We start from the raw sequence: 26,715 nt of genomic DNA, 5'->3' as shown, positions 1-26,715 counted from the left end.
GTGAAGGCGTTCCGCTGATGAGCGCAGCCGCGACAACGGTGAGCAGAAACCTTCCGGACAGGCGCTCAGCGGGCACCTTTGCCCAAAATAACCACTTCGATTGTTTGTAACATAATGAGAAAATCGAGAAAAAGACTGTAATTTTTGACGTAGTACAAGTCGTACTGAAGTTTCTCTATAGCGTCTTGATAACTCGATCCGTACGGATAACACAGCTGTGCCCAGCCGGTAATACCGGGCTTCACGCGATGGCGCTCCGAATAATACGGAATGGTTTCCGCGAACTTTTCCACAAATTCAGGCCGTTCCGGACGAGGACCGACGAAACTCATCTCACCTTTCAGCACATTGAACAGCTGCGGCAATTCATCGATCCGTGTCTTCCGAATAAACCGCCCTACGCGGGTTATTCGGTCGTCATTCTGTGTCGCCCAACGTGCTCTCCCATCCTGTTCGGCATCGACGCGCATGCTCCGAAACTTTATCACTTTGAACAACCGCCAGTTCTTGCCTACACGGACCTGAGAATAAAAAATCGGCGCTCGCCAACCGCTCTCGACCACAATCGCCAATGCCGTCAGCAACATGATAGGCCAACTGACGGCGAGCAAGACGAGACTAGCTAAAATATCGAAGGCACGCTTGGTAAACTGCTGAAAACCGCTGTATCGGAATCCGTCGGAAAATACCAGCCAACTGGGATGCAGGCAGTCGACACGAATCAGGCCCGCCTCACGTTCGAAGAAATGCAACAGGTCTACAACGTCCATACCGCTCATCTTGCAATCCAAAATTTCGTCCACCGCAAGCCCTCCTCGGCGGTCGTCCGGTGCGACGACAATCTCGTCAATATCATGCGCAATGGCAAATTCATTGAGAGGCATCTCCAACGTACATAGCCGGTGAGGCTCTACCCGGCAAATATCGCCGCCCATCGGCACAAAACCAATGACGCGAAAGGTTGGATTGGACTCTTTCTTTTCGAACTCTTGAATAATGTGCGCGTTGTTCCCCGACCCTAATACCAATACCCGCCTCCTCAGTTCCTGCCGATCCACGAACTTCAAGAACAGCGTGCGCGAACACACTGTCAGCACTAGGGCCGACAACAAGGCATAGCCGAATACGCCCCGACCTACGAAAATCGTGGGGAAGGCATAAAAGACGACACCCATCAGAAGCGTGCCAAACACAAAACTCACTAGCACGCGAAGCAGCATGGCTGCTTCGCCCCCTTGCTGCACCCGCTGGTAAAGCCCCATGCCAGTCGTACTCGCCAGCATGAATGCACAGAAAATGGCGGATGGATTGGTCAAATCGATGGCAGCGTAATTGCCTTCAAGATCGGGGAAAAACCGCAGAACCGCCCCCATATAAAAGGCGGAAAAGAAAATAACGCAATCCAGCAAAAAAATAACAAGATAAACGCGCGAAATATAATGGCGAAAAACGCGAACCATAAATCTTGCCGATTCTCAATCAGATTGTTGTCGCCAGAGCGTATGAAAGTGCCTTTAAGTTGCCTTAATGTCGGCACCACTACCGAATGAGAATCGATCAATCGATATCAAAGGAAAAAAAGCGTATTGAAATCATAGTTATTAGAAAGTCTTTGTAAGACCAAAGTGACACAGGACGTCGACGCTGATCTTCTGGAAAAAACGAAACGAACGGCTTCGGGGCATGCCCGCCCCTCAAGCACCAAGACTCTTATTGTTACTTGCCACCCGGAACCTACACGAAGCGTGTTCTTTGGGAAGCTGATTCCCTGTTATTCGCGAGTTTTTGCTATCACCGTCGAGCCAGCTGATCCTTCAGGCTGCGACCGCGATCGGTCACAACTTTAACACATTCGTTCGCCACGAGAAGCGACCCCAATTTTAGGTTTAACATTCAAGATCTTACGAAACATGATATGCCGAGCTCTTGCAGCCAGCACTTCGACACGATGCTAGCCACAAACTCAGCAAGGAATCCAAATATTTCGTTGGACGCATGCCTTTATCGCGCCAAACGCTCAAAGCATTCATGCGATAAAGAGCTTTCCGCTTCGCTAACCGTCCTCTAGAATTAAAAGGGACATTACGGCATCGGCGTTTCGTCACAGCATCGCGCGGATTCGTCCTGCTTCGAGACCTATGCAGAGCGAACGTAGAGATGAAAGCGCACGGCCGTGACTTGATCTCAGAAGGTGCCTAGATATATCTAAGTTTTCGCCGGATTTCCAAGACTCGCCACTCATCTGGAGGCATAATGCATTCGTTCGCTGACACAAAGATCGGCATAATTGGACTGGGCTATGTAGGACTTCCGCTCGCGGTGGAGTTCGGCAAGCAATTCGATACTGTGGGTTTGGATATTAATGCTCAGCGCATAGCGGAGCTGAAAGATGGCATCGACCGCTCGCTCGAAGTCGACACCGAAGAGCTCGCCAGGGCGAAGCGTCTAAGCTACACGACCAATCCTGCGGATTTGTCGAGCTGCAACGTCTATATCGTTACCGTCCCGACCCCGATCGATGAGCACAAACGACCGGATTTGACGCCACTGCAAAAAGCCAGCGAAACCGTCGGCAAACTTCTGTCGAAGGGCGACATCGTAGTTTATGAATCCACAGTCTACCCGGGAGCGACCGAAGAAGTCTGCGTGCCGATCCTGGAATCCCACTCGGGATTAATCTTCAACCAGGACTTTTACTGCGGTTACAGTCCCGAGCGCATCAATCCGGGAGACAAAGAACATCGCGTTACTAACATCAAGAAAATTACCTCGGGCTCGACCCCGGAATGCGCCGATTTCGTTGACAAGCTTTATCAAAAAATCATTACCGCAGGCACGCACAAAGCGAGCAGCATTAAAGTAGCCGAAGCCGCAAAAGTCATCGAAAACACGCAGAGGGACGTGAACATCGCACTCATCAACGAGCTGGCGATCCTGTTCAACAAACTCGGATTGAACACGTTGGAGGTTTTGGAGGCGGCAGGGAGTAAATGGAATTTTCTTCCTTTCCGTCCCGGCCTGGTCGGTGGACACTGCATCGGCGTGGACCCGTATTACCTCACCCATAAAGCTCAGGAAATCGGTTATCACCCCGAGATCATATTGGCTGGGCGCCGCATTAACGACGGCATGGGTGAATATGTCGCCAATCGTTTGGTCAAACTGATGACCCAGAGGCGCCTTCAAGTCTGCCAGGCGAACATTCTCATCATGGGGCTGACCTTCAAGGAAAACTGCCCTGATATCCGGAACACTCGAGTAACGGACATCATCAAAGAATTAGAAAGCTATAACGCGCGAGTCGATGTTTACGACCCGTGGGCAAATCCCGAGGAAGTCCATGACGAATATGGCATCGATCTTGTCCAGGAACTCCCGACAGGAAAGTACGATGCCGTTGTAATCGCCGTCGCACACCGGGAGTTTAAGGCGATGGGCCCACAGGCTATTCGGGCGTTGGCAAAACCTCAAGGCGTCTTGTTCGATGTCAAGTATACGCTGCCGCACGACAGCGTAGACGACTACTTGTAACACACAGGAACATCGCCAATGAAAGTATTGGTCACAGGAACGGCCGGATTCATCGGCGCGGCGCTGGCCCACGTGCTTCTGGCGCGAGGCGACGAAGTCATCGGCATCGATAACGTCAACGATTACTACGATGTCGGCCTCAAGGAAGCGCGGCTTGCCCGGCTAAAGCAGCACGCCGGGTTCACCGAAGTCCGCATCGCCTTGGAAGATCGCGATCGCCTGAATCAGGCATTCTCGGACCATCGGCCGCAACGCGTAGTGAATCTCGCCGCCCAAGCCGGCGTGAGATATTCACTCACGCATCCCCATGCCTATATCGATGCGAATCTGGTGGGCTTCTGCAACATACTGGAAGCATGCCGACGTTACGATATTGAGCACCTGGTGTATGCCTCTTCCAGCTCCGTCTACGGCGCCAATACCAGGATGCCGTTTTCGGTTCACCATAACGTCGACCATCCCGTCAGCCTCTATGCGGCGACGAAAAAAGCCAACGAACTGATGGCTCATACTTACAGCCATCTTTACGGTTTGCCGACCACCGGCCTACGCTTTTTCACCGTGTACGGGCCCTGGGGACGCCCGGACATGGCCTTGTTCATGTTTACCCGCAACATCCTGGCCGGAAAACCGATAGACGTCTTCAACTTCGGCCATCACCGGCGCGACTTCACCTATATCGACGATATCGTGGAAGGCGTCGTGAGAGTCCTTGACAATGTAGCGACGCCGAACCCAGATTGGAATGGCGATCACCCAGATCCCGGAACCAGCAAGGCGCCTTACCGTCTTTACAATATCGGCAATAACCAGCCGGTCGAGCTTCTGCGCTTCATCGAAGTTTTGGAAGAATGTCTTGGCAAGAAAGCCGAAAAAAACCTTCTACCGATGCAGAGCGGCGATGTGCCCGATACCTACGCGGACATTGACGATCTCATCCGTGACGTGGGCTATCGGCCCACAACGCCGATAGAAGTCGGGATCGCCAACTTCGTCAGTTGGTACAAAGATTACTACGGTGTGTCCTAGGGTCCGACAATGAAGAAAACAGCGTCCGATTGGCTTGTCCGAAGCGGATACGCCTCGGAATCGCGCCGATGCCTGTCGGCCCTAGTCAGATTTTCTTTCACTTCACCTGCGATCCCTCTACAAGCCCACCCGTAGCAACCGAATGCTGAATCTTAGCAATGCGCAGGTACCGCTACTCGGGTTTGCGGCGTTCAGCGGCACCGGTAAAACCACACTCCTGAAGAAGATTATCCCCCTGCTCCGACTTAACCAGCTCAATATCGGACTCATCAAACACGGTCATCATAATTTCGAAATAGACTATCCAGGCAAGGACAGTTATGAATTGCGCAAAGCCGGCGCAAATCCGGTCATGCTGACTTCGTCGCATCGCCGCGCCATTATCGTGGAACGCCAGGTAATCGAGGAACCGGTGTTGGCTGAGGAATTGGCCTATTTCGACCAGACTGGCCTGGATCTGATTTTGGTGGAAGGATTCAAGCTAGAGCGCTTCCCGAAAATCGAGTTGCACCGACCCGTTCTCGGCAAACCGCTTTTGTTTCCCAACGACGACACCATCATCGCGATCGCCACGGATGCCGAACTTGCGGTCACATGCAACATCCCAAAGCTCGACATCAATGATCCAGAGCAAATCGCCCGGTTCATTTGCGAGGAATTTCTTCCCAGTGCACGATATTGATTGTTGCGCCGAGAAACTGTTGCCGCCCTTTCCCTTTTTACTCGAAGTACTTTGCACCTACCGTCTTCAAAACGGGCCCAATACGTTCGATTTACAGCACGGAATTTGCTAAAGAAATTGAGAAAGGCGGCCATATCATCAACGCATTAACCCATCAACAAGGAGCACTCCATGGCAAGAAAAGGCGTCTTGGTCACGGGCGGCGCCGGCTACATCGGCAGCCACGTCGTCAAACAATTGGGCGAAATGGGTGAACGCCTGGTGATACTCGACAACCTTTCTACCGGCTTCAAGGAGGCCGTGCTTTACGGCGATTTGGTCGTAGGAGATACCGGCGACACGGACTTGGTATCTCGCATCCTGCGTGATTACGAAGTGGACGCAGTACTCCACTTCGCCGCCCATACCATCGTTCCCGAGTCGGTGTCCGATCCCCTGAAATATTACGGCAACAATACCTGTAATACCCGCAACCTGCTGCAATGCGCCCGCGATGCCGGCGTGAAGCATTTCATCTTCTCGTCGACTGCCGCCGTGTACGGCATTCCTGACGGGCCTTACGCGTCCGAGTCGTCGCCCACCGCGCCTATCAACCCTTACGGTGCGTCGAAACTAATGAGCGAATGGATGCTGCGGGACCTCTCGGCTGCAACCGACTTGAAACATGTCATCCTGCGTTATTTCAACGTGGCCGGCTCGGATCCGGAAGGGAAAATCGGCCAGTCGACGCGCAACGCAACCCTACTGATCAAGGTCTCGGCAGAAGTGGCTGTTGGCAAGCGGGAAAAATTATGTGTGTTCGGCACTGACTACCCCACGCCGGACGGTACTGGCGTACGTGATTACATCCATGTCAGCGACCTCGCCGATGCCCATATTCAAGCTTTGACCTATTTACGCAACGGCGGCAGCTCGACGACGCTGAACTGCGGCTACGGCCATGGCTATAGCGTTCGAGAAGTCATAGATGCCGTTAACAAAGTGAACGGAACACCGATCCCGGTAGAGGAAATGCCGAGGCGTCCCGGCGATCCGCCTCAACTGGTCGCAGCCGTCGACAAGATTCATGACGTGCTCGACTGGAAACCGCGTTACGACGACCTGCATTTCATCGTGAAGACATCCCTGGATTGGGAAAGGAAGCTCATCGAACATCCCTGGGGCGAGTGAAAGCGGCTTCGGCTTGACGATCTCAATCACTGACCTTCCCCGTTGCATCTTGCTCTACTGCCGCGCTGGATTTGAGAAAGAATGCGCGGCCGAAATCCTGGAGCGCGCCGGTGAACTTGGTATATCCGGCTACGTCAAGGCTAAACCCGAGAGCGGGTTCGTCGTATTCGTACCGCACGAAGCCCTCGTCATTTCACCCCACGACAAGGGCTTCCGGCTCAAAGACCTGGTCTTTGCTCGACAGTTAGTTTTCGCCATGGGTCCCATCTGCGACCTTCCCGTCGCCGATCGCGCGCGGGCGTTACTGGGGGCGGCAAGGCAAATGGGAGACCAATTTTCCACAGTGTTCCTGGAGACTCCGGACACTAACGAGGCAAAACCGCTAGCCACCTTCCTGCGCAAGTTTGCGGCGCCCTTCAATCGCGCCATCACAGATAGCGGCATGCTCGGCGCTCCCCCGGATCCTCGGCTACATCTCTTCTTTCTAAGCTCCGTCGCCGCCTATGTTGGCATCTCGATACCCGGCAACTCCAGTCCCTGGCCCATGGGCATCCCGCGTTTGAAATTTCCCCGCGGCGCACCGAGCCGGTCCACGCTCAAACTGGAAGAGGCTTTTCTGGCCTTTCTCGACGATCCCCAAGAGAGTCTTCGCCCTGGCATGACAGCGGTCGATCTGGGTGCGGCACCGGGCGGCTGGACTTTTCAACTGACCCGGCGCCATATCAAAGTGACCGCTATCGACAACGGAAACCTGGATCCTGCCCTGCTCGAGACCGGTCTGGTCGAACATCTGCGAATGGACGCTTTTCGTTATCGCCCCCGCAAACCAGTGGACTGGCTGGTTTGTGACGTCGTCGAACAACCTGCCCGAATCGCGGCCTTGGTCGGAGACTGGGTGGCCTCAGGTTCATGCCGAAAAGCCATATTCAACCTGAAATTGCCCATGAACAAGCGTTACGAAGAGGTCAAGCGTTGTCGGGGACTGATCGAAACACGACTTGGAAGTGCGCTCACCGACTATACGCTCGCCTTCAAACAGCTTTACCACGATCGCGCCGAAATTACCGGTTACATTTCGAAGCACACCGAGTAACACTCGAAACTCTTCTGGCATTCATCGACGCCGAACCGCGCCGCATAAGCTTTCATGCACCGATATGAGTTGATAGAATGCCGAGCAATGCGCCTGCGCCGGTGCTAACCCCGATCACCCAATACAATGACCAGTTTCTTCGACACCGACAATTTGCATCAGCATATTTCCAAGCAGTACGACCATGAGCTGCTGGACATTCGCAACCGGGTACTCACCCTGGGTGGATTGGTAGAGGAACAGGTCGAATCGGCCGTTACCGCACTGGTGAATAACGATGTGGAGCTCGCCGAGCGCGTCATCGCCGACGATTACAAAGTGAATTCTCTGGAAGTTTCCATCGATGAGGAGTGCACCCAAATCATCGCCCTGCGCCAGCCCACCGCCCGCGACTTGCGTTTAGTGGTGGCGGTCATCAAGACGATTACCGATCTGGAGCGGATCGGGGACGAAGCGAAGCGTATCGCCCGACTGTCTATTGATCTCGCGAGCCATTATCCGAAGAAGAACCAGCTGACCGAGGTCGAGCAGCTGGCTAAAAATGTGCGTGGACTGCTTCGCGAGGCGCTCGATTCTTTTGCACGCATGGATGTGGATGAAGCCTTGCGCGTCGTCCAAGGGGACAGGATGGTCGATCGAGAATACGAAAGCATCATACGCCAGCAAATCACATATATGATGGAAGACCCTCGTGCCATTCCGGTGTCGCTCGATATCATGTGGTCGGCTCGTTCGCTCGAACGTATCGGCGACCGTTCCTGTAATATCTGTGAATACGTAATTTATTATGCCAAGGGTAAAAATATCCGGCATATCAGTCTTGAGCAGGTGGAGAAGGATTTGCGGGAAACTTGATGTTCCTCCGGTGGACGACACGGAATTCGGAATTCTTTCGAGCATCGGAGGTTGAGCTCTCCGGCTTCGTTATCGGTTGAATCTCAAACGTTTAATAAGCTTAATCTATTAGTTTTCCCGAGCCGTTTGTTTAAAACGATCAGCCCCTGCGACCCCCGTCCCCTATAATCCATGAGCCGCTACATCCAGGCGAAATCGCTGCTGTTAGGGATTTTCTGCTCCTTCTCGGCCTGGGGACTTGAGCCCTTCGTCATTGAAGACATTCGCGTCGAAGGCTTACAGAGGGTTTCGGCGGGCACCGTATTCAATTATCTCCCAGTGAAAGTCGGCGACCTATTCGACGACCGGCAGTCAGCGGAATCGATCAAAGCCTTGTTCAAGACGGGGTTTTTCAGAGATGTACGGCTGGAACAGGACGGAAACGTCCTGGTTGTCATCGTCGACGAACGACCTTCCATCGCAAGTGTCAAGATCGAGGGCAATAAGGACATCAGCACCGAAGACTTAACCAAGGCCTTGAAAGGAGTAGGGCTTTCCGAAGGCAAAGTATTCGACCGCCAAATCTTGGACAAGGTGGAACAGGAACTCAGGCGGCAGTACTACAGCCGCGGAAAATACGGACTGAAAATCGATTCTTCGGTAACTGAGCTTCCACGTAACCGAGTTTCTATCAACATCAAGATTTCCGAAGGCAAGGTCGCCAAAATCAAGCAGATCAACATCGTCGGCAACAACGTCTTCAGTGATGAAGAGCTCTTGGACCAATTCGAGCTCAGCACACCGAACTTGCTCTCGTTTTATACCAAGGACGATCAATACTCGAAGCAAAAACTTTCCGCCGACCTGGAACGGCTGCGGTCCTATTATTTAGATCGGGGCTACATCAATTTCGAAATTGAATCCACCCAGGTTTCTATTACGCCGGACAAGAAAGAGATCTACATCACCATCAATGTCAAAGAGGGCGAGGTTTACACGGTAAACGAAGTAAAGCTAACCGGCAAACTGATCGTTCCGCCCGAAGAATTGACACCGCTGGTCAAGATTGGTCCTAGCGATATCTTCTCGCGCAAGCTGGCTACCGAAACCTCCAAAGCCATTTCCGATCGATTGGGAGACGAAGGGTACATTTTCGCCAACGTGAACATGGTGCCCGATATCAATGAGGCACAAAAAACTGTAGCCATCACCTTCTTCGTCGATCCCGGCAAGCAGGTCTATGTTCGCCGAATCAACTTCCAAGGGAACACCAAAACCAGGGACGAGGTACTACGGCGCGAGATGCGACAAATGGAGGCGGCATGGGCTTCGACCAGCAAGATCGAGCGTTCCAAGACCCGACTAGAACGGCTCGGCTATTTCCAGGAAGTTAACGTCGAAACGCCAGCCGTCGCAGGCACCACCGACCAGATCGACGTTAACTACAGCGTCGTGGAAAAACCGTCCGGAAACCTAATGGCTGGCGTCGGATTTTCCCAAGCGCAAGGTATCATTTTCAATGCTAGCATTACCCAGGACAACGTCTTCGGCACCGGCAAACGCATCAATCTGACCTTCAACAACAGTAGCGTCAACACCATCTACCGAATCGGCTATTTCAATCCGTACACGACCCTAGACGGGATCAGCAGCGGCTTCGATCTCAGTTATCGAAACACCGATGCGTCACGAATGTACATCGCTCGCTACAACACCGATGTTGCCTCGGCGGGAGCCAACCTCGGTATTCCTTTGAACGAATTCGATAGCTTGCGCTTCAACGTGGATTTCGAACACACGAAACTTGATGCCGCATCCAGATCGTCGCAGGAAATTCTCGACTTCATCCAAGAAAACGGCAATAAATACAATACTCTGTCTCTATCGGCCGGCTGGGTACACGACACCTTGAACCGAGCTATCTTCCCAACCAAGGGAGGGGCGCAGCGAATCTCGGTGTTGGCGTCGCTGCCTTTCAGCGATCTGACTTATTACAAAGCCAGTTACAAAATTCAGCATTATTTTCCGATCGCAAAAGATCTGACCTTCATGATCGAAGGTGAAATCGCCTACGGCGATGGTTATGGAAACACCCGGGATTTGCCGTTCTTCGAACATTATTTCGCTGGCGGTCCTCAATCCGTGCGAGGGTTTCAGCCCAATACGCTGGGTCCACGTACCAGGCCCAACAGCCAGGGCTTCGGCGGAAACGATCCCTTCGGCGGATCAAGCAAACTGGTCGGCACTGCAGAACTCTTCTTCCCTGTACCCTTTATACAGGACAGCAAGAACCTCCGCCTCGGAACATTCATAGATGCGGGCAACGTTTTCGACGGTACCTACGACTTAGGGGAAATCCGATATTCCGCGGGACTTTCGGCGAGGTGGCTATCGCCCTTCGGCGCTCTGGCCTTCAGTGTCGCACAACCGATCAATGCGCGGGGCAGAGACGAGATTCAGAACTTCCAGTTCTCGTTCGGCTCCGGATTCTAGGGATGCGCCCACGGTCAGAGAGAATGTGGAGAGTCGCTGGGGGTCAAACAGTTTTTGTATAATCGGAATTAGGATGCTACGGCAACTACAGATTCCAAAACCATTACAAACTCTATTTCTGCCACCGATTACCTTTCCATCAACCGAATTTTCGAAGTGAGACTTAAAAACATGTTAAAGAAAAGCATTGGTTTTACACTGCTTGGCATATTGGCGAGTATGAGCCTTGAAGCCGCTGAACTCAAGATTGGCTTCGTCAACGTCGCTCGGTTATTGGAAAGGGCACCACAAGCTGAGAGGGCGAAAAAAGAGCTCGAACGAGAATTCGCGCCACGCGACAAGAAATTGGTTGCGGAACAGAAACAAATTAAGGCAATGGAAGAAAAACTTGCGAGAGATGCAGCAATCATGAGCGAAGCCGAACGGCAAAAACTGGATAAGGAAATCCTCAGCCGCAAGCGCGAGGCCAAACGCTTGCAGGACGAATTTCGAGAAGATTTCAATCTCCGCCGCAACGAAGAACTTACCCAATTGCAGAAGGAAATCTTTGAGGCTATTCAATCCCTAGCCAAAGACGAGAACTTCGATCTACTCTTAACTGACGGCGTGGTATTCGCCAGCGATACTGTCGACGTGACCAGCAAGGTCGAGAAAAAACTGAAAGACAGCTTCAGGCGGTAATACTGCCGAGCCGTGATCCCATCCATCCTCGAAATAGGAAAAGCGCCTTTGGATATTCAAAAAATACAAGAGTATCTACCTCATCGATACCCTTTTCTCCTCGTGGATCGGGTTCTCGAGGTAGATCCCGGCAAACGGCTCTTGGCATACAAAAACGTGACCTATAACGAGCCTTTTTTCACGGGGCATTTCCCAGAACTCCCCATCATGCCCGGGGTTTTGATCATCGAAGCGCTGGCGCAGACGACCGGCTTGCTGGCGTCGGAGACTGCACCGGACGTTTTGGGGAAAGGAATGGTTTACTATCTCGTCGGCCTCGATAAAGTGCGCTTCAAACGCCCGGTCGTTCCCGGCGACCGACTGATGTTGGAAGCGACCTATCTGCGTCACAAACGCAATATTTGGGCGTTTTCTTGTCGTGCCGAGGTCGATGGGGAATTCGTGGCCAGTGCGGAAATCATGTGTGCGGCGGCGGAGAAGGAGTCTTGATTCATCCCACAGCTATCATCGATCCTTCCTGTGAGTTAGCTAGCGATGTCAGTGTAGGAGCCTACTCCATCGTCGGCCCCAATGTCCGAATCGACGCCGGCACCGAAATCGGTCCTCATGTGGTCATCAAAGGGCCGACCCGAATCGGAAAAGACAACCGGATCTTTCAGTTCGCTTCCGTGGGGGAAGATCCACAAGACAAGAAATATCGTGGTGAGGTCACCTATCTCGACATCGGCGATCGCAACATCGTTCGCGAGTACGCCACGATTCACCGCGGCACCGTCCAGGATCAAGGCATTACACGAATTGGAAACGATAACCTGCTGATGGCGTACACCCATGTCGCCCACGACTGCGTCATAGGCTGCCATGTCATCATGGCTAACGCCGCGTCACTCGCAGGCCATGTCCGCGTGGACGATTACGCCATATTGGGCGGATTCTCGCTGGTACACCAGTTCTGCAAGATCGGCCAGCATAGCTTTTCGGCCATGGGCAGCGTCATTACCCGCGACATTCTCCCGTATGTCATGGTAGGTGGTAGCCCGACCAAACCCCACGGCATCAATACGGTCGGCCTGGAACGGCAAGGTTTCAGCCCGGAGTCGATCCGACAGATTCGGAAAGCCTACAAGATCGTATACAAATCTCGACTCAAGCTCGAAGAAGCCATTCAGCAGCTCGTCGAAATGACGGCGGAAACGCCAGAGATTCAAGCGATGGTGGATTTTCTTAGGCAAACCGGTCGGAGCATCATCCGCTAACGGCGTTGCTCGAAATCGATTCCTATGGCGCTGATTGCCGGTTTCGATGAAGTGGGTCGCGGGTGTATCGCCGGACCTGTGGTCGCGGCGGCGGTCGTTATCGACAGTCATTTTCATATCGAGGGTCTGACCGACTCGAAAAAACTGACATCGCAGCGGCGCGAACAATTGGCCCGAGCTATCCGGTCGAAAGCCGTAGCCTTTGCAATTGGACGGGCCGAAGCTAGCGAAATCGATCGGATCAATATCCTTGAGGCGTCGCTGCTGGCCATGCGCCGCGCCTTCAACGCCTTGCCCGTGAAACCGGATCTGGCATTGGTCGACGGCAATCGTTATCCGGACCTTCCTTGTCCCGGAGAAGCCATCATCGGCGGCGATACAAGCGTGCCGGCGATCTCCGCCGCATCGATACTAGCCAAGGTATTCCGGGACCGGGAGATGGAAATCCTGGACAGCCTCTACCCGGGTTACGAGTTCTTTCTCCACAAAGGCTACCCCACGCGCCTCCATACCTCACGCTTACGTCAATTCGGACCGAGTCCGGGCCACCGACGGTCATTCGCACCAGTCAGGTTAACGAGCGCTCCTGAACTCGATTAGAACACTTCAGTAATCAGCGAAACGCCGATGAAACTCTTGGCAGTCAGCTTGGCTCAAGCGAAACAGGTCGAATACAACGGCCGCTCGGTTTCCACGGGCATTTTCAAAGAACCCGTCCCCGGCCCCGTTAAAGCCGGCACATTCGGACTCGAGGGAGATGTGCAAGCCGACCTCGAAAATCATGGCGGCAAAGATAAAGCCATTTATGTTTATACGGAGGAAAACTACCGTTTCTGGGAAAAGAAACTGGATAAGCCCCCTTTCCCTTACGGCCAATTCGGCGAAAACTTTACCGTCAGCGGGATGCCCGACGAAGCCGTTCACATCGGCGATATCTTCCAGGTCGGCAAAATCGTAGTTCAGGTTACCCAACCGCGCGTCCCCTGTTTCAAACTCGGGATTAAGATGGGTGACTCATCATTTGTCGACATCTTCCTCAAGTCAGGCCGAACTGGCTTTTATTTTCGCGTACTGAAAGAGGGCGAAGTGGGTTCCGGTGATCCCATCATCCGTCTTCAAGAAGACCCGGAGCGTTTGACAATTGCGGATGCCATGCTGGCGATCATAAAAGGCCCCCGTCAACAAGAGATTATTGCAAAGGCCCTGCGCATCGACGCGCTGTCCCAATCCTGGCGCGAGAGCCTGGAGAAACGCCGCTTGCGCGCGTAAGCGCCGGGTTAAGCATCACGCTCTGCAGGAATCGCGCGTCCTACGGACGGTAACCAGGCACGAAGCCCCGGTGCCGTCATGATCGTGCTCACGATCGCCATGAGCACCAGCATGGTAAAGACTTGGCTGGGGATTACGCCGAGTTCGAGCCCCACATTTACGACAACCAGTTCCATCAGCGCGCGTGTATTCATCATGATGGCGATGTTCCGTGCATCCGCGCGTCCCAAGCCGGAGAGCCGCGCCCCGACATAACAGCCGCCGAATTTTCCCAAAACGGCCAGAAACACGAGCACCGCGCACCAAAGCCAAAGTGCCCCGGTTTCTAATCCTCCGATGTCGGTACGCAGCCCGGTATAGGTGAAAAAAATCGGCAGAAAGAATACCGTCACCAAATCAGCGACTTTGTGCTTCCACGCTTCCACCAACTCGCGCTGATCGTGCAACAAGACCCCCATCATGAAACCGCCGAAGATGGCGAAGATCCCCAGTTTGCTGGTCAACATAGCCGACGTGAACACGATAACCAAGAGAATCGCCATGAGGTCCTGTGGTAATGCCTGATGGTTGAATTCGAAACGGCGCACGATGAACCGCAGCACTTGCCGCACTGCGTACAGACATACGATGACGTAAAGCGACAACAAACCTAGCTGTGCCAGCATGCCGGCAACCGAGAAATGTGCCGTCACGGCAGCCGAAATGAATGCCAGCAACATCCAGCCAACCACGTCGTTAACGGCAGCCGAGGAGATGGTGATAACCCCGATCCGAGTGCGCGTCAAATCGAACTCCATCATAATGCGTCCCAAGATCGGCACAGCCGTGATCGAAAAGGCGGTGGCTATGAACAAAGCGTATCCCAGCACGGAAATACCCGCGGCGAGATGGGGTGCGGACGCATAACCGACTGCCATTCCCAGCGCAAAGGGTAACGCAACCCCGAGAATGCTTATCAAGCCGACCGCACGCTTGTTTTGCGGCGACTTGAGGTGGGAAAAGTCGAATTCCAACCCCACCTGAAACATCAGCATGATCAACCCGATCTGGCTCATGACACTGATGGGGGTCGTGTCGGTTGACCAAAATATCACTTGGAAGGTCTCCGGCGCGACCAATCCGAACAGCGAAGGCCCGAGCAAAAGGCCCGCGACGATCTCCCCTACCGCTCGGGGCTGGCCGATCTGCCTCGCCAAGTAACCTGCCACGCGCGCCGCGATGATGATGACAGCCAGCTGTACAAGAGTAAAAAAGAGTACGTGTTCGGTGGCTTGAACGCCGCTCTGAGCCGAGTTGATCGCCATCCTAAATTAATTATTCTCTTTATTCTGTTTCGGTTAGGTCCCGTTGTGAGCCACACTGCTCGCAATTCATCGGGCGCATGGTCAGGCTGCGCCAAAGTCCCTGCAGATAAAGGCCGTTGGCAATCAGCTTCCACGCCACCATGCGCGTAATCCTGAGAATGTCCATCACCGGACGAAAATGGCTGGGTCGGGCATGGCCACGATAGACGGTGCTGACCCGCACCGGCATGGCATAAAACCCCAAGCGGGCACCTTCGATGAGAATTTCGCTTTCGAATACGAAACTTTTTTCCCGAGTGCAGGACAGCCTCACCGAGCGAATCAAGTCCGCGGGATAAACCCGGAAACCCGATTGGCTGTCCTCGATCGGCTGCCCGGAAGCCCAAGCAATCCAGAAATTAGCGAAACGATTGGCGCGGTAGCGAGCCGGCGGTATGGCCGCCCAATTCCACAACCTGGACCCGATCACGATATGGCGCGGGAAGCGGCGCGCCGCGGAAAGCAGTTTGGGAATTTCAGCGGGGTCATGTTGTCCGTCGCCGTCGATGGTTATCACGGCCATGAGGCTTTCATCCCTTAGGGCGTGCTGCAAACCGCGCCAAAGGCTCGCCGCCTTACCCTGGTTCGTCGGGTTCCGGAGCAACTCGACAGCTATCCCGGCCAGAGCCGCAGCCGTGCCGTCGGTCGAACCATCGTCCACCACGATGACGCGCGGCACGAACCGAAGCGCCGCGCTCGCGACATCCCGAATGGTCGCCGCCTCGTTGAAGGCCGGGATCACCACGGCGTACTGCGCGTTACCCTCGAAACCAGGGTCCTCTGTTCGAGTCAGACTCATGCCATGCCGCCGTTCACGGAGAACACCTGCCCCGTGATATAGGACGCCTTATCAGAGGCCAAGAAGCTGACCAGATAGGCCACCTCCTCCGGCTTTCCGGCGCGCTTCATCGGCACTAGCCGCTCGATCAATTCGGGATTGAAGGTACCCGAAATCATCGGACTTTCGATGATACCTGGCGCGACCACGTTTACCGAGATTCCGCGAGACGCAAGTTCGAGAGCGAGCGACCTGGAAGCGCCAATCAAGCCGGCCTTGGCTGCCGCATAATTGGCTTGACCGCGGTTCCCCATGAGCGCGGCTACCGACGACACGTTTACGATGCGCCCCCATCGGGTCCGGATCATGGGCAGGAGCAACGGCTGGGTAACGTTATAGAACCCGTTCAACGAAATTTCGACAACACGCCGCCATTGTTCCCGACGCATGCCAGCCAGCGGCGCGTCGTCATGAATGCCAGCATTATTCACCAACACCTGGATGGCGCCGGCTTCCAACAGCGTTTCCAGTGCCGCTTCGGCGGACGCGCCATCCCCGACATCGAAGTAAACGGCCTCTGCAGATCCACCCCGTGCCTGAATGTCTTCAACCACGCGGCATACGCCCTCACGATTTGAGAAACCGTGTACGATGACATGCAAGCCGTCTTCGGCCAATTGCCTCGCGATCGCTCCGCCGATCGCACCGCTGCCGCCGGTTACCAATGCCCGTTTCATGGAACAGGCCACCCTAGATCAAAATTATGGAGCAAGCGATACCTCCGCCGATGTCGGCTCATTTTCTTTAAATTTTCGCTTTACCCTAAAATGTTCCGGTTCCCGTTAGCCGGCCATCGTTTATCGACCCGCGCCGTAGCCCAGGCAGGAGTGATCCAAGGCAGGTCTGCCCTGACACGGCGGCAGACCACGCGAATCGGAGGCACTAGTCCGAAATACCCGGAAAGAATTTTCAGGGCCGATTGACAATCAACGAGTCAACTCGTCGAAACGGAGGGCGAATTTTAAGTTTTACGGATCATGAAAACCATCCCGATCCGGATTCCCAAGAGCGAATCCGCAAGCTACGGAACCAAACTGCAAAAAACAGCGGACGAAGCTCGGCGTTTACCTGATTCCTATTGGAACTCGTCCGGCCAAAAGAGCACATGAAGTCACAACCCAATGCGATCCAGAGGCCCAGTGGCAACGAAGTCCATGTTTGGCATTTGAACCTCGCCGTTACACCGGTCGATCAGGAGGCCCTTTGGAACACGCTCGATCCGAGCGAGCGCAACCGCTGCTCAAAGTTCCGTTCTGAGCTCCATAAGCAGCGTTTCATTGCGACGCAAGGGACATTGCGAACCCTAATGTCCCGATATCTGGGTTTACCACCGCATACGCTCAGATTCGAACGCAGCGAACACGGCAAACCGCGGTTGGCTGGAACGGAACCTGACCAGGGTTTGGTATTCAACGTTTCCCACTCCGGGGATCGGGCACTTTTTGCGGTGGGCTCGGACATGGCGCTCGGAGTCGACATCGAGGTCCGGCGTCCACTGGCGCACGTCGACGGTTTGGTCGAACGTTGTTTCGCCCCTTCCGAGCGCGATCGCTGGCAGGCGCTCCCCCCTTCTAGGCAGTTGGCAGCATTTTTTGATGTCTGGACGTGCAAGGAGGCGTTCATCAAGGCTGTAGGCCGGGGTCTGGGGCTCGGACTAACCCGATGCATCCTCTCGCCTGACGAAATTCCGCGCTGGGAAGAGATACCGGAATCGTGCGGTCCTCCCGACGACTGGTCACTACGGAAGTTGAATCTCGGCGAGGACGTCAGTGCCGCGCTCTGCGCCCGAGCACCGGATATTCACTGGCAATTAAACGACGTCGATCGATTTTTGCGGTGAGCTAACCGTACCCCGTGCTGTCGCTCCGGAATTTCGGATCGCGGTTGGGCTTTTCAGGCGACAGATGCCTGCCGTATCATCGCCGCCGTGCCTTAAGCTTGTCTAGTTATTAATTATTATTCGATCATGCAGCAGATACTTCGTTTTCCGCCTCCTGTCATCGCCTTGGCTCTTGCTGGCCTAGGCTATGGCTTAGCTCAGATAACCACTGGATTCCCGTCCATCCATATGCCCAGCCTGGGAATCATACTCATGGCCGTGGGCGCCACCACGAGCGCCTCAGCACTGTTTCAATTCCGCCTTCTCCGAACCACGTTCGTGCCGACGGACGATCCTACTGCACTCGCGAAAGATGGGCCTTATTGCTGGACTCGCAACCCGATGTATTTGGGAATTCTCACGGCTTTGATGGGGCTCGCCTTGTTCGTCGGCTCGCTATCGATGTTCATCGCGCCGATAGGCTTCTTTTTCGTGATCGACCGGCACTTTATTCCTTACGAGGAAAACAAGCTAATCAGTCTATTTGCGGAAAGTTACCAGGAATACCAACGCCGCGTGCCGCGCTGGCTGTAGCAAAAGGAAAAGGCAACCCGCCGTCACGGCAAAACCGACCCCCAGTCGAAATCGATCACCGAAGCTAAAATGAAAAAGGCCGGCGATACTTCGGCTCCAAGCCGTACCGCCGGCCCCTTCCTAAATCTCAAATTCAGTCAATAGCTTGGATGCGAATAGCCGGTCGAGCCTTGACGCCTACCGTATCCACATCGTATTCCGGCACCGGCTCCGGCGCCATCGGACCATCCGTACGCGGTCCGAACAGGGCAACCCAGGCGGCTTTCAAGGGATGTTTCACGGCGTCTTCCACTGCGGTCGCCTCGTATCCACAATGCGCCATGCAATTGGCGCATTTCGGATTCTTGGCATTACCGTACTTGTGCCAAGGCGTCTCCTCCATCAACGCCTTGAATGACGGAGCATATCCCTCATCGACCAACAAATAACAAGGCTTTTGCCAGCCGAATACGTTACGGGTGGGATTGCCCCAAGGGGTACAGTTATAAGCCTGATTGCCCGCCAAAAAATCCAGGTACAGACTGGAATGGTTTAGCTTCCACTTGCGGCCGCGCCCGAGCTTGAACACCTTGCGGAACAATTCCTTACTGTCGCGCATCTTGATGAAAATGTTCTGCAGCGGCGCGTGTTCGTAGCTGAACCCCGGCGCGATCGTCGTGCCCTCGACCCCAAGTTTCTTGCAAAAGTCGAGGAATTCGGCGACTTCTTCGGCGCTTTCGCCCTGAAACAGAGTACAATTGATAGTGACGCGGAACCCGCGCGAGATAGCGAGTTTCACCGCTTCAACAGCGCGGTCGAACACGCCTTTCTGACAGACGGACGCATCGTGACGCTCGCGATTGCCGTCGAGGTGTATCGAAAAAGTGAGATAGGGGGAAGGTTTGTAATCGTCGATGCGTTTCTTGAGCAGAAGCGCATTAGTACAAAGATAGACGTATTTCTTACGCTGAATGATCCCTTCGACGATCTGCGGCAGCTCTTTGTGCAACAGCGGTTCGCCCCCGGCAATGGAAACAATCGGCGCGCCACACTCATCAACGGCCGCCAAACATTCCTCGACGCTGAGCCGGCGATTCAAAATTTCATCGGGATAATCGATCTTGCCACAACCGGCACAGGCCAAATTGCAGCGAAATAAGGGCTCGAGCATCAACACTAACGGATAACGCTTGTTTCCCCTTAATTTTTGTCGCAAAAGATACTTCGCGACGCTGATTTGTTGCCTTATTGGAACGCTCATTCACCTTCCCCCGGTCTGACGAGTTCGATTAACTTTCAACATATTTCCGGTTCCGTAACGTCAGAAAGACGCCGCAGACTATAAACCATAACTGAATTCCTGACCAACACGCTTTGGAATTCTTCGAACCGCCTGCCTTAGAGTTAAATTCGGTTCACTCGGATTGGTCTAATTCGATTCTAGCGCAACATGCTAGCTTGTAGTTGTATTTTCCTCAACTAAATTTCGTTAAAATACAACATAGCTTGACGATCGAGGCGAGACCATTAGAATTGGCGGCTTTCCAAGCGAACCGTTGCTGCCTCATCTCAAGACGAACTGGCCGGAACATCGCATCTAAAAAACTGGTTGGAATTTTTGAACTTGAACGGAGCAACACTCGTCCGTACGAGCGGAAGCCTTCCCTCAGGCGCAGACGTGATGAGCGACGACGACGCTTTGCAGTCCCACTTATTGGAAGGCGTTTCCCGCACGTTTGCGCTCACCATTCCACAATTGCCGCCTGTCTTGGCCAAACCGGTCTCGAACGCCTATTTGCTGTGCCGCATCGTCGATACCATCGAGGACGAAACCGCACTCACGTCCGCGGAAAAGCGCAAGTTCTGTCAACGGTTTGCGCGCGTAGTCCAAGGCAGCGAAAGCGCCGAGCAACTTAGGGACGGGCTCGGCCCCCGCCTCTCAACGAGCACCAGTCCGGCCGAACACGAGCTGATCCATTTGATTCCTAGGGTCATCGCCATCACGCACAGCTTCGATCCGCCGCAGCAAGAAGCACTCGCGACCTGCGTCGAGATCATGGCTAGAGGCATGGCCGAGTTTCAGGACCGAGACCTGAGATACGGTCTCTCGAACATGGAGGAAATGAATGACTACTGTTATTACGTAGCCGGCGTAGTGGGCGAAATGCTAACCAGGCTGTTCTGTCATTACTCGCCGGCGATCGGAGCCCATCGCGACGAGATGATGACGCTGGCCGTCTCATTTGGACAGGGCCTGCAGATGACGAATATTCTGAAGGATCTTTGGGACGATCACGCCCGGGGCGTCTGCTGGCTACCGCGCGATCTATTTGCTCAGCACGGATTTGATTTGCGCAAACTCAAACCGAATCATAACGACCCCGCATTTTGCGAGGGATTTAGACAATTAATCGGGATTGCTCATGGACATTTAAAAAATGCACTCACCTACACCTTGTATATTCCCTCGTACGAGAGGGGACTACGCGAGTTTTGTCTGTGGGCGCTCGGGATGGCTGTGCTAACCCTGCGCAAAATCAACAAGAATCTTTATTTCAGCGATTCGTCTCAGGTCAAGATTACACGCCGGGCAGTGAAAGCGACCGTTCTCACGAGCCGCCTGCTACGTACAAGCGACTTCTTACTCAACGCCGCCTTTTCCATCGCGGGCTCCGGCTTGCCGCGCCACAACGGTCAGCTCCCGGTGTTCGGCCATCGTGCCGACACGTGAGAAGCCAACTTAAAACAGGGGATTCTTTACTCATGTTGAAAGAAGCGACTGCATTTTCCGCGCTCGATACGGCTTTCCATCAGCCTTATAACGAATCGCCCTTGGACAACGCCATCCGCCGCGCCAAACAGGAACTGCTGCGATTGCAACATCCATCGGGCTATTGGGTGTTCGAGCTCGAGGCCGACTGCACTATCCCGGCTGAGTACATCCTGATGATGCATTACATGGACGAAATCGACACCAGGTTGCAGTCCAAAATCGCCAATTATCTCCGTGCGCATCAACAGGAAGACGGTAGTTATCCGCTATTCTTCGGCGGTCCCGGCGATATCAGCTGTACCGTAAAAGCCTATTATGCGTTGAAACTGGCCGGTGACGACATCGATGCCCCGCACATGAAAAAAGCCAGGGAATGGATTCTAGCTCAGGGCGGTGCAGCTCGCGCTAACGTCTTCACCCGCATCATGATGGCCATGTTCGAACAGGTTCCATGGCGCGCCGTGCCGTTCATCCCGGTGGAAATCATGCTGCTGCCGCGTTGGTTTCCGTTTCACCTGGACAAGGTCTCCTACTGGTCGCGCACGGTGATGGTGCCTTTGTTCATTCTTTGCAGCAACAAAGTGAAGGCGCGTAACCCGAGCAAGATCGGCATTCGCGAACTCTTCACCGTCCCGCCAGAGAAGGAGCGAAATTATTTCAGCCATGTCAAGACGCCGCTCGGGAAGTGCATTCTGGCGCTGGAACGCATCGGCCGGCTTATGGAACCGCTGATTCCGAAGGCCGTACGCCGGAAGGCAACCGAAAAGGCGCGCGATTGGTTCATGGCGCGCTTAAATGGAGTAGACGGTCTGGGTGCCATCTTCCCTGCCATGGTCAACGCTTACGAAGCCATGGACTGTCTCGGTTTCCCGCCGGAAGACGAGAACCGCCGCATCGCAAAAGAAGCGATCGACCGTCTATTGGTTATCGGGGAAGACAGCGCCTATTGCCAACCTTGCGTCTCGCCGATCTGGGACACTGGGCTCTCCAGCCTCGCGTTGCAGGAAGTCAACAAATTCGAAAAAGACCCGCAGCTCGCGGATGCGTTGATGAAGGGGCTCCGCTGGCTGGCGAGCAAGCAGCTCACCGATGAACCCGGCGATTGGCGCGTGAATCGACCGAATCTGGAAGGCGGCGGCTGGGCTTTCCAGTTCGCAAACACGTATTACCCTGACGTTGACGACAGCGCCGTGGTGGCTCAAGCCCTGGCTCAAGCGGAAACCCCCGAATTCGACGAGAACCTTCGCCGTGCCACCAACTGGATCGCCGGCATGCAATCGGACAACGGCGGATATGGCGCGTTCGATGTCAACAACACGCATTACTACCTGAATCACATTCCGTTCGCGGATCACGGCGCTCTGCTCGATCCTCCTACCGCCGATGTCAGCGGGCGCTGTGTGATGTTTCTGGCCGGAATGCTGAAACGGCGTCCGGATCTGAAACCGGTACTGGATCGTGCGATCGAATATCTGCGTAAGGAGCAGGAACCCGACGGCTCCTGGTTCGGACGCTGGGGAACCAATTACATTTACGGCACCTGGTCGGTACTCTTGGGCTTCGAGGCCGCGGGCATTCCCAAGACCGATCCCAGTATACAGAGAGCCGTTGCCTGGCTGAAAAGCGTACAACGCCCTGACGGCGGCTGGGGCGAAGACAACTTCACCTATCACGACGCCAGCCCCGAGAAGCGGGGGCGGTTCCACACCAGCACGGCGTTCCAGACCGGTCTCGCACTGCTTGCACTGATGGCAGCCGGCGAAGCCGATTCGCCCGAGGTCGAGGCCGGCGTCGACTATCTCATCCGAACTCAAAAAGCCGATGGTTTCTGGAAGGATGAGTGTTTCACGGCCCCCGGCTTCCCGCGAGTCTTTTATCTGAAATACCACGGCTACGATAAATTCTTCCCGCTCTGGGCGCTGGCTCGCTATCGTAACGAGCGCTACGGCAAGGCGTGAACGTCGTCGGGTTTGTCACCGCGCTGCCGGCCGAAGCACGCACGCTGGTCCGGCAGCGCGTTCGTTTCGACGAACTGGTCGAACTGCCGGGCGGCCATCGCCTGATCGTCTCCGGAGCCGGACCAACTCATGCAGAAAACGCTGCGGCACGGTTACTTGAGCACAAAGTCGATGCTCTGATCAGTTGGGGCTGTGCCGCGGCACTAGCCCCCTCCTTGAATGCTGGCGATCTGATACTACCCGATCACATCCTAGCGCCTGACGGCAACCGACATGCGGTCTGCCCGGAATGGCACGAACGGGTTCGAAAAACTTTGGCACCGGCGTTGCGGATCTCGACTGGCCTCTTGTTGGGAAGCCCCGAAATTGTCGCGAACGCGGCTGAAAAACAGCTACTTCATGTGACCAAAGGCGCGGTTGCCGTCGACATGGAAAGCGCTGCCGTGGCTTCGCTTGCAACAGCCCAAGGTCTGCCTTTTCTAGCGATTCGGGCTATAGCCGATCCGGCCGGCATGAATCTCCCGAACTCCGTGATCGCCGCCGTGGATAGCCGCGGCGATGTCAAGCTACCGAAGCTCCTAGGTCATGCCTTGGCTCGTCCTGCCGAGTTCATTGCCTTGGCTCGGCTCGGCAAGTCCTTCTATGCTGCGGCAAACACGTTGCGGCGAGTCGCGCATCGCTTGGGACCGGAGTTTTCTTTTATGCCGTCCGCCGACGGTTAATTCTCACAAGCCAAACGCTCATGAGCAAAACCGCCGAGAACCTTTTCATCCGCATAGTCAACTGGTGGGACGAAAACTTCCTCAGCCGGCCATGGCTGGTCGTCGTGCTGTTCTTGATCGCCGCCGGGTTCACGCTCCAGTACACGAAGAACAACCTGCAATTCGACACGAATACGGCGGATATGATTTCCACGGAGCTGCCGTTCCAGCAGAACCGCATCAGGCTGGAAAAAGCCTTTCCTCAGGACGTCAGCACCATCATTCTCCTGGTCGAAGGCAAGACACCTGAGGAGACCGCAGACGCGGTCAAACTGATCGGTGAGAAGCTCAGGCAGAATACGACCGACATCAAGGCAGTCCACATCCCGGACGAAGGGGAATTTTTTGCCCGAAACGGATTGCTCTATCTGGATTTGGAAGAGTTGGAAGATTTGTCCGCCCAGCTCGCCAATGCCCAGCCGTTTATCGGTCGCATCTCAGAAAACAACAGTCTCGGCGGTCTCCTCGATATTCTGGGCGAAGCGCTGAAAGCGTCGGACGAAGGCTTCGAGATCGAACTGAATCCTTTGCTAGAAAAAATTCGCGAGGCGGTCGTTGCAGCCACCGAAGACAAACCCTACCGGCTGTCGTGGCAGCAGTTGATGCTCACCCGAGACGAGGGTCTGGGGGTCACCAAACGGTTTATTAACATCACACCGGTCCTCAATTTCGAGGAATTACTGCCCGCCGAAAAATCGATCGCTGCCATCGACAAGGTCTTGGCAGAAGTACTACAAGGCGACCTCGCCAACGTCAGTGTCCGCAAAACCGGCGAAGTCGTGCTGGAACACGAAGAAATGTTGACGGTCGGCACCGGCGTTTCGCTCGCCAGCGTCGCGTCCATGATTCTCGTTTCGGCGACGCTATGGGTCGCTTACCGATCCTTCAAGCTCATGTTCGCGACTTTTGTCGCGCTGACCGTGGGGCTGATTTTCTCGCTGGGCTTTGCAACTGTCGCCATCGGCCAGCTTAATCTGATCTCCATCGGCTTCGCCGTTCTATTCATTGGTATGGGTGATGCGTATTCCTCGCATTTCTGTCTTCGCTACCGTGAATTGATACTGCGCGGGGTTTCGCAGCGCCAAGCCTTGCGGGAAACCTTGACGTCCACCGGATCTTCGCTCGTTTTGTGCGCTATCACCGCGGCGACCGGTCTCTATGCCTTCATCCCCACCAATTACTCCGGTGTCGCGGAACTCGGCATCATCGCCGGCACCAGCATGTTCATCGCGCTGGCGACGACCTTCACCATACTGCCGGCGCTGCTGAAGATTATGCCCCTGAAGCCGGCACGCCGAGGCAAAGAAAAGAAGGGAACTTCCTTCCTGTCATCAAACTGGCCGCTTCGCTATGCACGCCCGATCCGCACGGTAACTGTCGTTCTCGGACTGATCTCTGTCGGCCTACTCTGTGACATCACCGTAGACTTCAACCCGATCAATCTGCGCGACCCCAATACAGAGTCGGTCAAGACTTTCAAGTACCTCCTGCAATTCGAAGACACCTCTCCCATGACGCTAGCATCCCTGGCGCAGAGCGAAGCCGAGGTCAGAGCTAAGAAAGCCGCGTTCGAGGCCTTGCCCACCGTCGACAAGGTCGTCAGTGTTTTCGACTTCATTCCTGAAAACCAGGACGAGAAGCTTGCCGTTATCAGTGACTTGGCGCTCATCATGGGACCTCAACTCGACAGCTTCCCCCCTCCCACACGAGAGAACGTCGATCCCCAAGTCATCGAGAATTTTTATCAGGTATTGCAAGTCCGTGCTGCAGCAGGTGAGAACGGTGTGATCAAAGCCTTGGACGAAGCCCTGAAGCGGCTGCGCGTCCGTCTCGAAAGCGTGGACGAAAGCACGCGGCAAGCGATACTCGCCCGACTCCAGGACAGCATCCTAGGTCCGCTCCCGACCACCATCGCCAATCTTCGCGACAGCCTTCAGGCGCATCCGATTGCCATGGAAACTCTGCCCCAGGATTTGAAAAACCGCTGGGTCAGCGCCGATGGACTGTACCGTTTGCAAATTTTCCCGAAAAAGGATTTGAATGATCTTGAGAATCTGCGCGAGTTCATTCTTGAGGCACAGAAAGTCGACAAGAACGTCACTGACGTGCCCGTCGCTTATCTCGAATCCATGAACGAGGCGATCAAAGCGTTTCAACAAGCGTTCGGAATCGCTTTCGTCGCCACTACCGTATTATTGCTGGTGATCTTGAGAAATCTGAAGGACACGCTGCTGGTCTTGTTGCCATTGCTTCTGGCGTCCTTGTTTACCGCCGCTTCGACGGTGCTGCTCGACATTTCGTTCAATTTCGCCAACATCATCGCCCTACCCTTGCTGTTCGGCCTCGGCGTCGACAACGGCATACACATGGCGCATCGTCTACACTATTTGCGCTCGGACGACGAAAACCTGCTTAGTACCAGCGAGGCTCAGGGTATCTTCTACGGCTCGCTGACCACGGTATTCAGCTTTGCCTCCTTGGCCTTCACCACTCATCAAGGCACCGCCAGCATGGGAATGATCCTCACGATCGGCCTTCTGCTCACCCTGATCTGCGCTATGGTCGTGCTACCCGCCTTCAGTACGCTGAGGGTCTCCCACCGGCGTTGATCC

At 54.6% G+C, this 26,715-nt stretch carries 23 protein-coding genes; 18 read left to right on the top strand and 5 right to left on the bottom strand.

The features are described from left to right. Positions 1-65: 65 nt before the first annotated feature. Complete coding sequence (locus tag QEN43_RS17255; protein WP_317963436.1) at positions 66-1,460, bottom strand: TIGR03013 family XrtA/PEP-CTERM system glycosyltransferase; 1,395 nt, start codon at positions 1,458-1,460, stop codon at positions 66-68. A 793-nt stretch (positions 1,461-2,253) separates the two neighbouring features. Here QEN43_RS17255 and tviB point away from each other — a divergent pair. The 12 genes from tviB (at position 2,254) to QEN43_RS17195 (ending at position 14,038) form a co-directional block, all read left to right on the top strand. Beyond that, entirely contained in the window at positions 2,254-3,531 is a 1,278-nt protein-coding gene (gene tviB, locus QEN43_RS17250; RefSeq protein ID WP_317963435.1) for a Vi polysaccharide biosynthesis UDP-N-acetylglucosamine C-6 dehydrogenase TviB, read from the top strand. An 18-nt stretch (positions 3,532-3,549) separates the two neighbouring features. Further along, positions 3,550-4,560, top strand: coding sequence for an NAD-dependent epimerase (locus QEN43_RS17245; protein WP_026609545.1), 1,011 nt, complete (start codon positions 3,550-3,552; stop codon positions 4,558-4,560). 142 nt (positions 4,561-4,702) lie between these two features. Further along, positions 4,703-5,242, top strand: coding sequence for a molybdopterin-guanine dinucleotide biosynthesis protein B (mobB, locus tag QEN43_RS17240; protein ID WP_026609544.1), 540 nt, complete (start codon positions 4,703-4,705; stop codon positions 5,240-5,242). A 171-nt stretch (positions 5,243-5,413) separates the two neighbouring features. Continuing rightward, the gene (gene galE, locus QEN43_RS17235; protein WP_026609543.1) at positions 5,414-6,412 is read left to right on the top strand and encodes a UDP-glucose 4-epimerase GalE; all 999 of its coding nucleotides are present in this window, start codon (positions 5,414-5,416) and stop codon (positions 6,410-6,412) included. A gap of 19 nt (positions 6,413-6,431) precedes the next feature. Then, positions 6,432-7,505, top strand: coding sequence for a 23S rRNA (cytidine(2498)-2'-O)-methyltransferase RlmM (rlmM, locus tag QEN43_RS17230; RefSeq protein WP_026609542.1), 1,074 nt, complete (start codon positions 6,432-6,434; stop codon positions 7,503-7,505). A 126-nt stretch (positions 7,506-7,631) separates the two neighbouring features. Continuing rightward, positions 7,632-8,360, top strand: coding sequence for a phosphate signaling complex protein PhoU (phoU, locus tag QEN43_RS17225; RefSeq protein WP_036267984.1), 729 nt, complete (start codon positions 7,632-7,634; stop codon positions 8,358-8,360). A gap of 171 nt (positions 8,361-8,531) precedes the next feature. Continuing rightward, positions 8,532-10,832: an outer membrane protein assembly factor BamA gene (bamA, locus tag QEN43_RS17220; RefSeq protein WP_026609540.1), complete on the top strand. Its 2,301-nt coding sequence runs from the start codon at positions 8,532-8,534 to the stop codon at positions 10,830-10,832. A 171-nt stretch (positions 10,833-11,003) separates the two neighbouring features. After that, positions 11,004-11,513 carry an OmpH family outer membrane protein gene (locus QEN43_RS17215; protein ID WP_026609539.1) on the top strand — a complete coding sequence of 170 codons (510 nt, stop codon included), beginning with the start codon at positions 11,004-11,006 and terminating at the stop codon, positions 11,511-11,513. A gap of 48 nt (positions 11,514-11,561) precedes the next feature. After that, positions 11,562-12,002, top strand: a complete 441-nt coding sequence (gene fabZ / locus QEN43_RS17210; RefSeq protein WP_026609538.1) for a 3-hydroxyacyl-ACP dehydratase FabZ — start codon at positions 11,562-11,564, stop codon at positions 12,000-12,002. After that, entirely contained in the window at positions 11,999-12,769 is a 771-nt protein-coding gene (gene lpxA, locus QEN43_RS17205; protein WP_026609537.1) for an acyl-ACP--UDP-N-acetylglucosamine O-acyltransferase, read from the top strand. Before fabZ ends, lpxA begins: the two co-directional genes overlap by 4 nt. Positions 12,770-12,793: 24 nt before the next feature. After that, entirely contained in the window at positions 12,794-13,369 is a 576-nt protein-coding gene (rnhB, locus tag QEN43_RS17200) for a ribonuclease HII (RefSeq protein ID WP_026609536.1), read from the top strand. 159 nt (positions 13,370-13,528) lie between these two features. Then, positions 13,529-14,038 (top strand): MOSC domain-containing protein, encoded by a 510-nt coding sequence (locus QEN43_RS17195; RefSeq protein ID WP_235726530.1) that lies wholly within the window; start codon positions 13,529-13,531, stop codon positions 14,036-14,038. An 8-nt stretch (positions 14,039-14,046) separates the two neighbouring features. Here the strand turns inward: QEN43_RS17195 and QEN43_RS17190 are convergent, their stop codons facing one another. From QEN43_RS17190 to fabG, 3 genes are read right to left on the bottom strand one after another with little or no spacing between them, the layout of a single operon-like run. Beyond that, positions 14,047-15,342: a cation:proton antiporter gene (locus tag QEN43_RS17190; RefSeq protein ID WP_036267981.1), complete on the bottom strand. Its 1,296-nt coding sequence runs from the start codon at positions 15,340-15,342 to the stop codon at positions 14,047-14,049. A 19-nt stretch (positions 15,343-15,361) separates the two neighbouring features. Beyond that, positions 15,362-16,180 (bottom strand): glycosyltransferase family 2 protein, encoded by an 819-nt coding sequence (locus QEN43_RS17185; RefSeq protein WP_051331495.1) that lies wholly within the window; start codon positions 16,178-16,180, stop codon positions 15,362-15,364. Further along, positions 16,177-16,896, bottom strand: coding sequence for a 3-oxoacyl-ACP reductase FabG (fabG, locus tag QEN43_RS17180; protein ID WP_026609533.1), 720 nt, complete (start codon positions 16,894-16,896; stop codon positions 16,177-16,179). The genes QEN43_RS17185 and fabG overlap by 4 nt, the downstream gene beginning before the upstream one ends. A 428-nt stretch (positions 16,897-17,324) precedes the next feature. Between fabG and QEN43_RS17175 the strand changes: the two genes are divergently transcribed. After that, positions 17,325-18,059 carry a 4'-phosphopantetheinyl transferase family protein gene (locus QEN43_RS17175; RefSeq protein WP_051331494.1) on the top strand — a complete coding sequence of 245 codons (735 nt, stop codon included), beginning with the start codon at positions 17,325-17,327 and terminating at the stop codon, positions 18,057-18,059. 126 nt (positions 18,060-18,185) lie between these two features. Continuing rightward, positions 18,186-18,632, top strand: coding sequence for a methyltransferase family protein (locus QEN43_RS17170; protein WP_084161723.1), 447 nt, complete (start codon positions 18,186-18,188; stop codon positions 18,630-18,632). 133 nt (positions 18,633-18,765) lie between these two features. Here QEN43_RS17170 and hpnH read toward each other — a convergent pair whose 3' ends face one another. Further along, positions 18,766-19,872, bottom strand: a complete 1,107-nt coding sequence (gene hpnH, locus QEN43_RS17165; RefSeq protein ID WP_026609532.1) for an adenosyl-hopene transferase HpnH — start codon at positions 19,870-19,872, stop codon at positions 18,766-18,768. 420 nt (positions 19,873-20,292) lie between these two features. Here hpnH and QEN43_RS17160 point away from each other — a divergent pair, with 420 nt between their 5' ends. Genes QEN43_RS17160 through QEN43_RS17145 form a run of 4 tightly spaced genes read left to right on the top strand, consistent with a single transcriptional unit; the run spans position 20,293 to position 26,712 of the window. Beyond that, entirely contained in the window at positions 20,293-21,342 is a 1,050-nt protein-coding gene (locus tag QEN43_RS17160) for a phytoene/squalene synthase family protein (protein WP_051331492.1), read from the top strand. Between the two features lie 32 nt (positions 21,343-21,374). After that, positions 21,375-23,342, top strand: a complete 1,968-nt coding sequence (gene shc, locus QEN43_RS17155; RefSeq protein ID WP_026609531.1) for a squalene--hopene cyclase — start codon at positions 21,375-21,377, stop codon at positions 23,340-23,342. Further along, entirely contained in the window at positions 23,339-24,064 is a 726-nt protein-coding gene (locus tag QEN43_RS17150; RefSeq protein ID WP_026609530.1) for a phosphorylase family protein, read from the top strand. The genes shc and QEN43_RS17150 overlap by 4 nt, the downstream gene beginning before the upstream one ends. Positions 24,065-24,084: 20 nt before the next feature. Continuing rightward, complete coding sequence (locus QEN43_RS17145; protein ID WP_026609529.1) at positions 24,085-26,712, top strand: MMPL family transporter; 2,628 nt, start codon at positions 24,085-24,087, stop codon at positions 26,710-26,712. Positions 26,713-26,715 lie beyond the last annotated feature (3 nt).

The sequence above is a fragment of the Methylocaldum szegediense genome (assembly GCF_949769195.1).
Lineage (GTDB): Bacteria > Pseudomonadota > Gammaproteobacteria > Methylococcales > Methylococcaceae > Methylocaldum > Methylocaldum szegediense.
The sequence above is the reverse complement of the archived record's forward strand: the minus strand, read 5'-3'. Positions and strand labels throughout refer to the sequence as shown.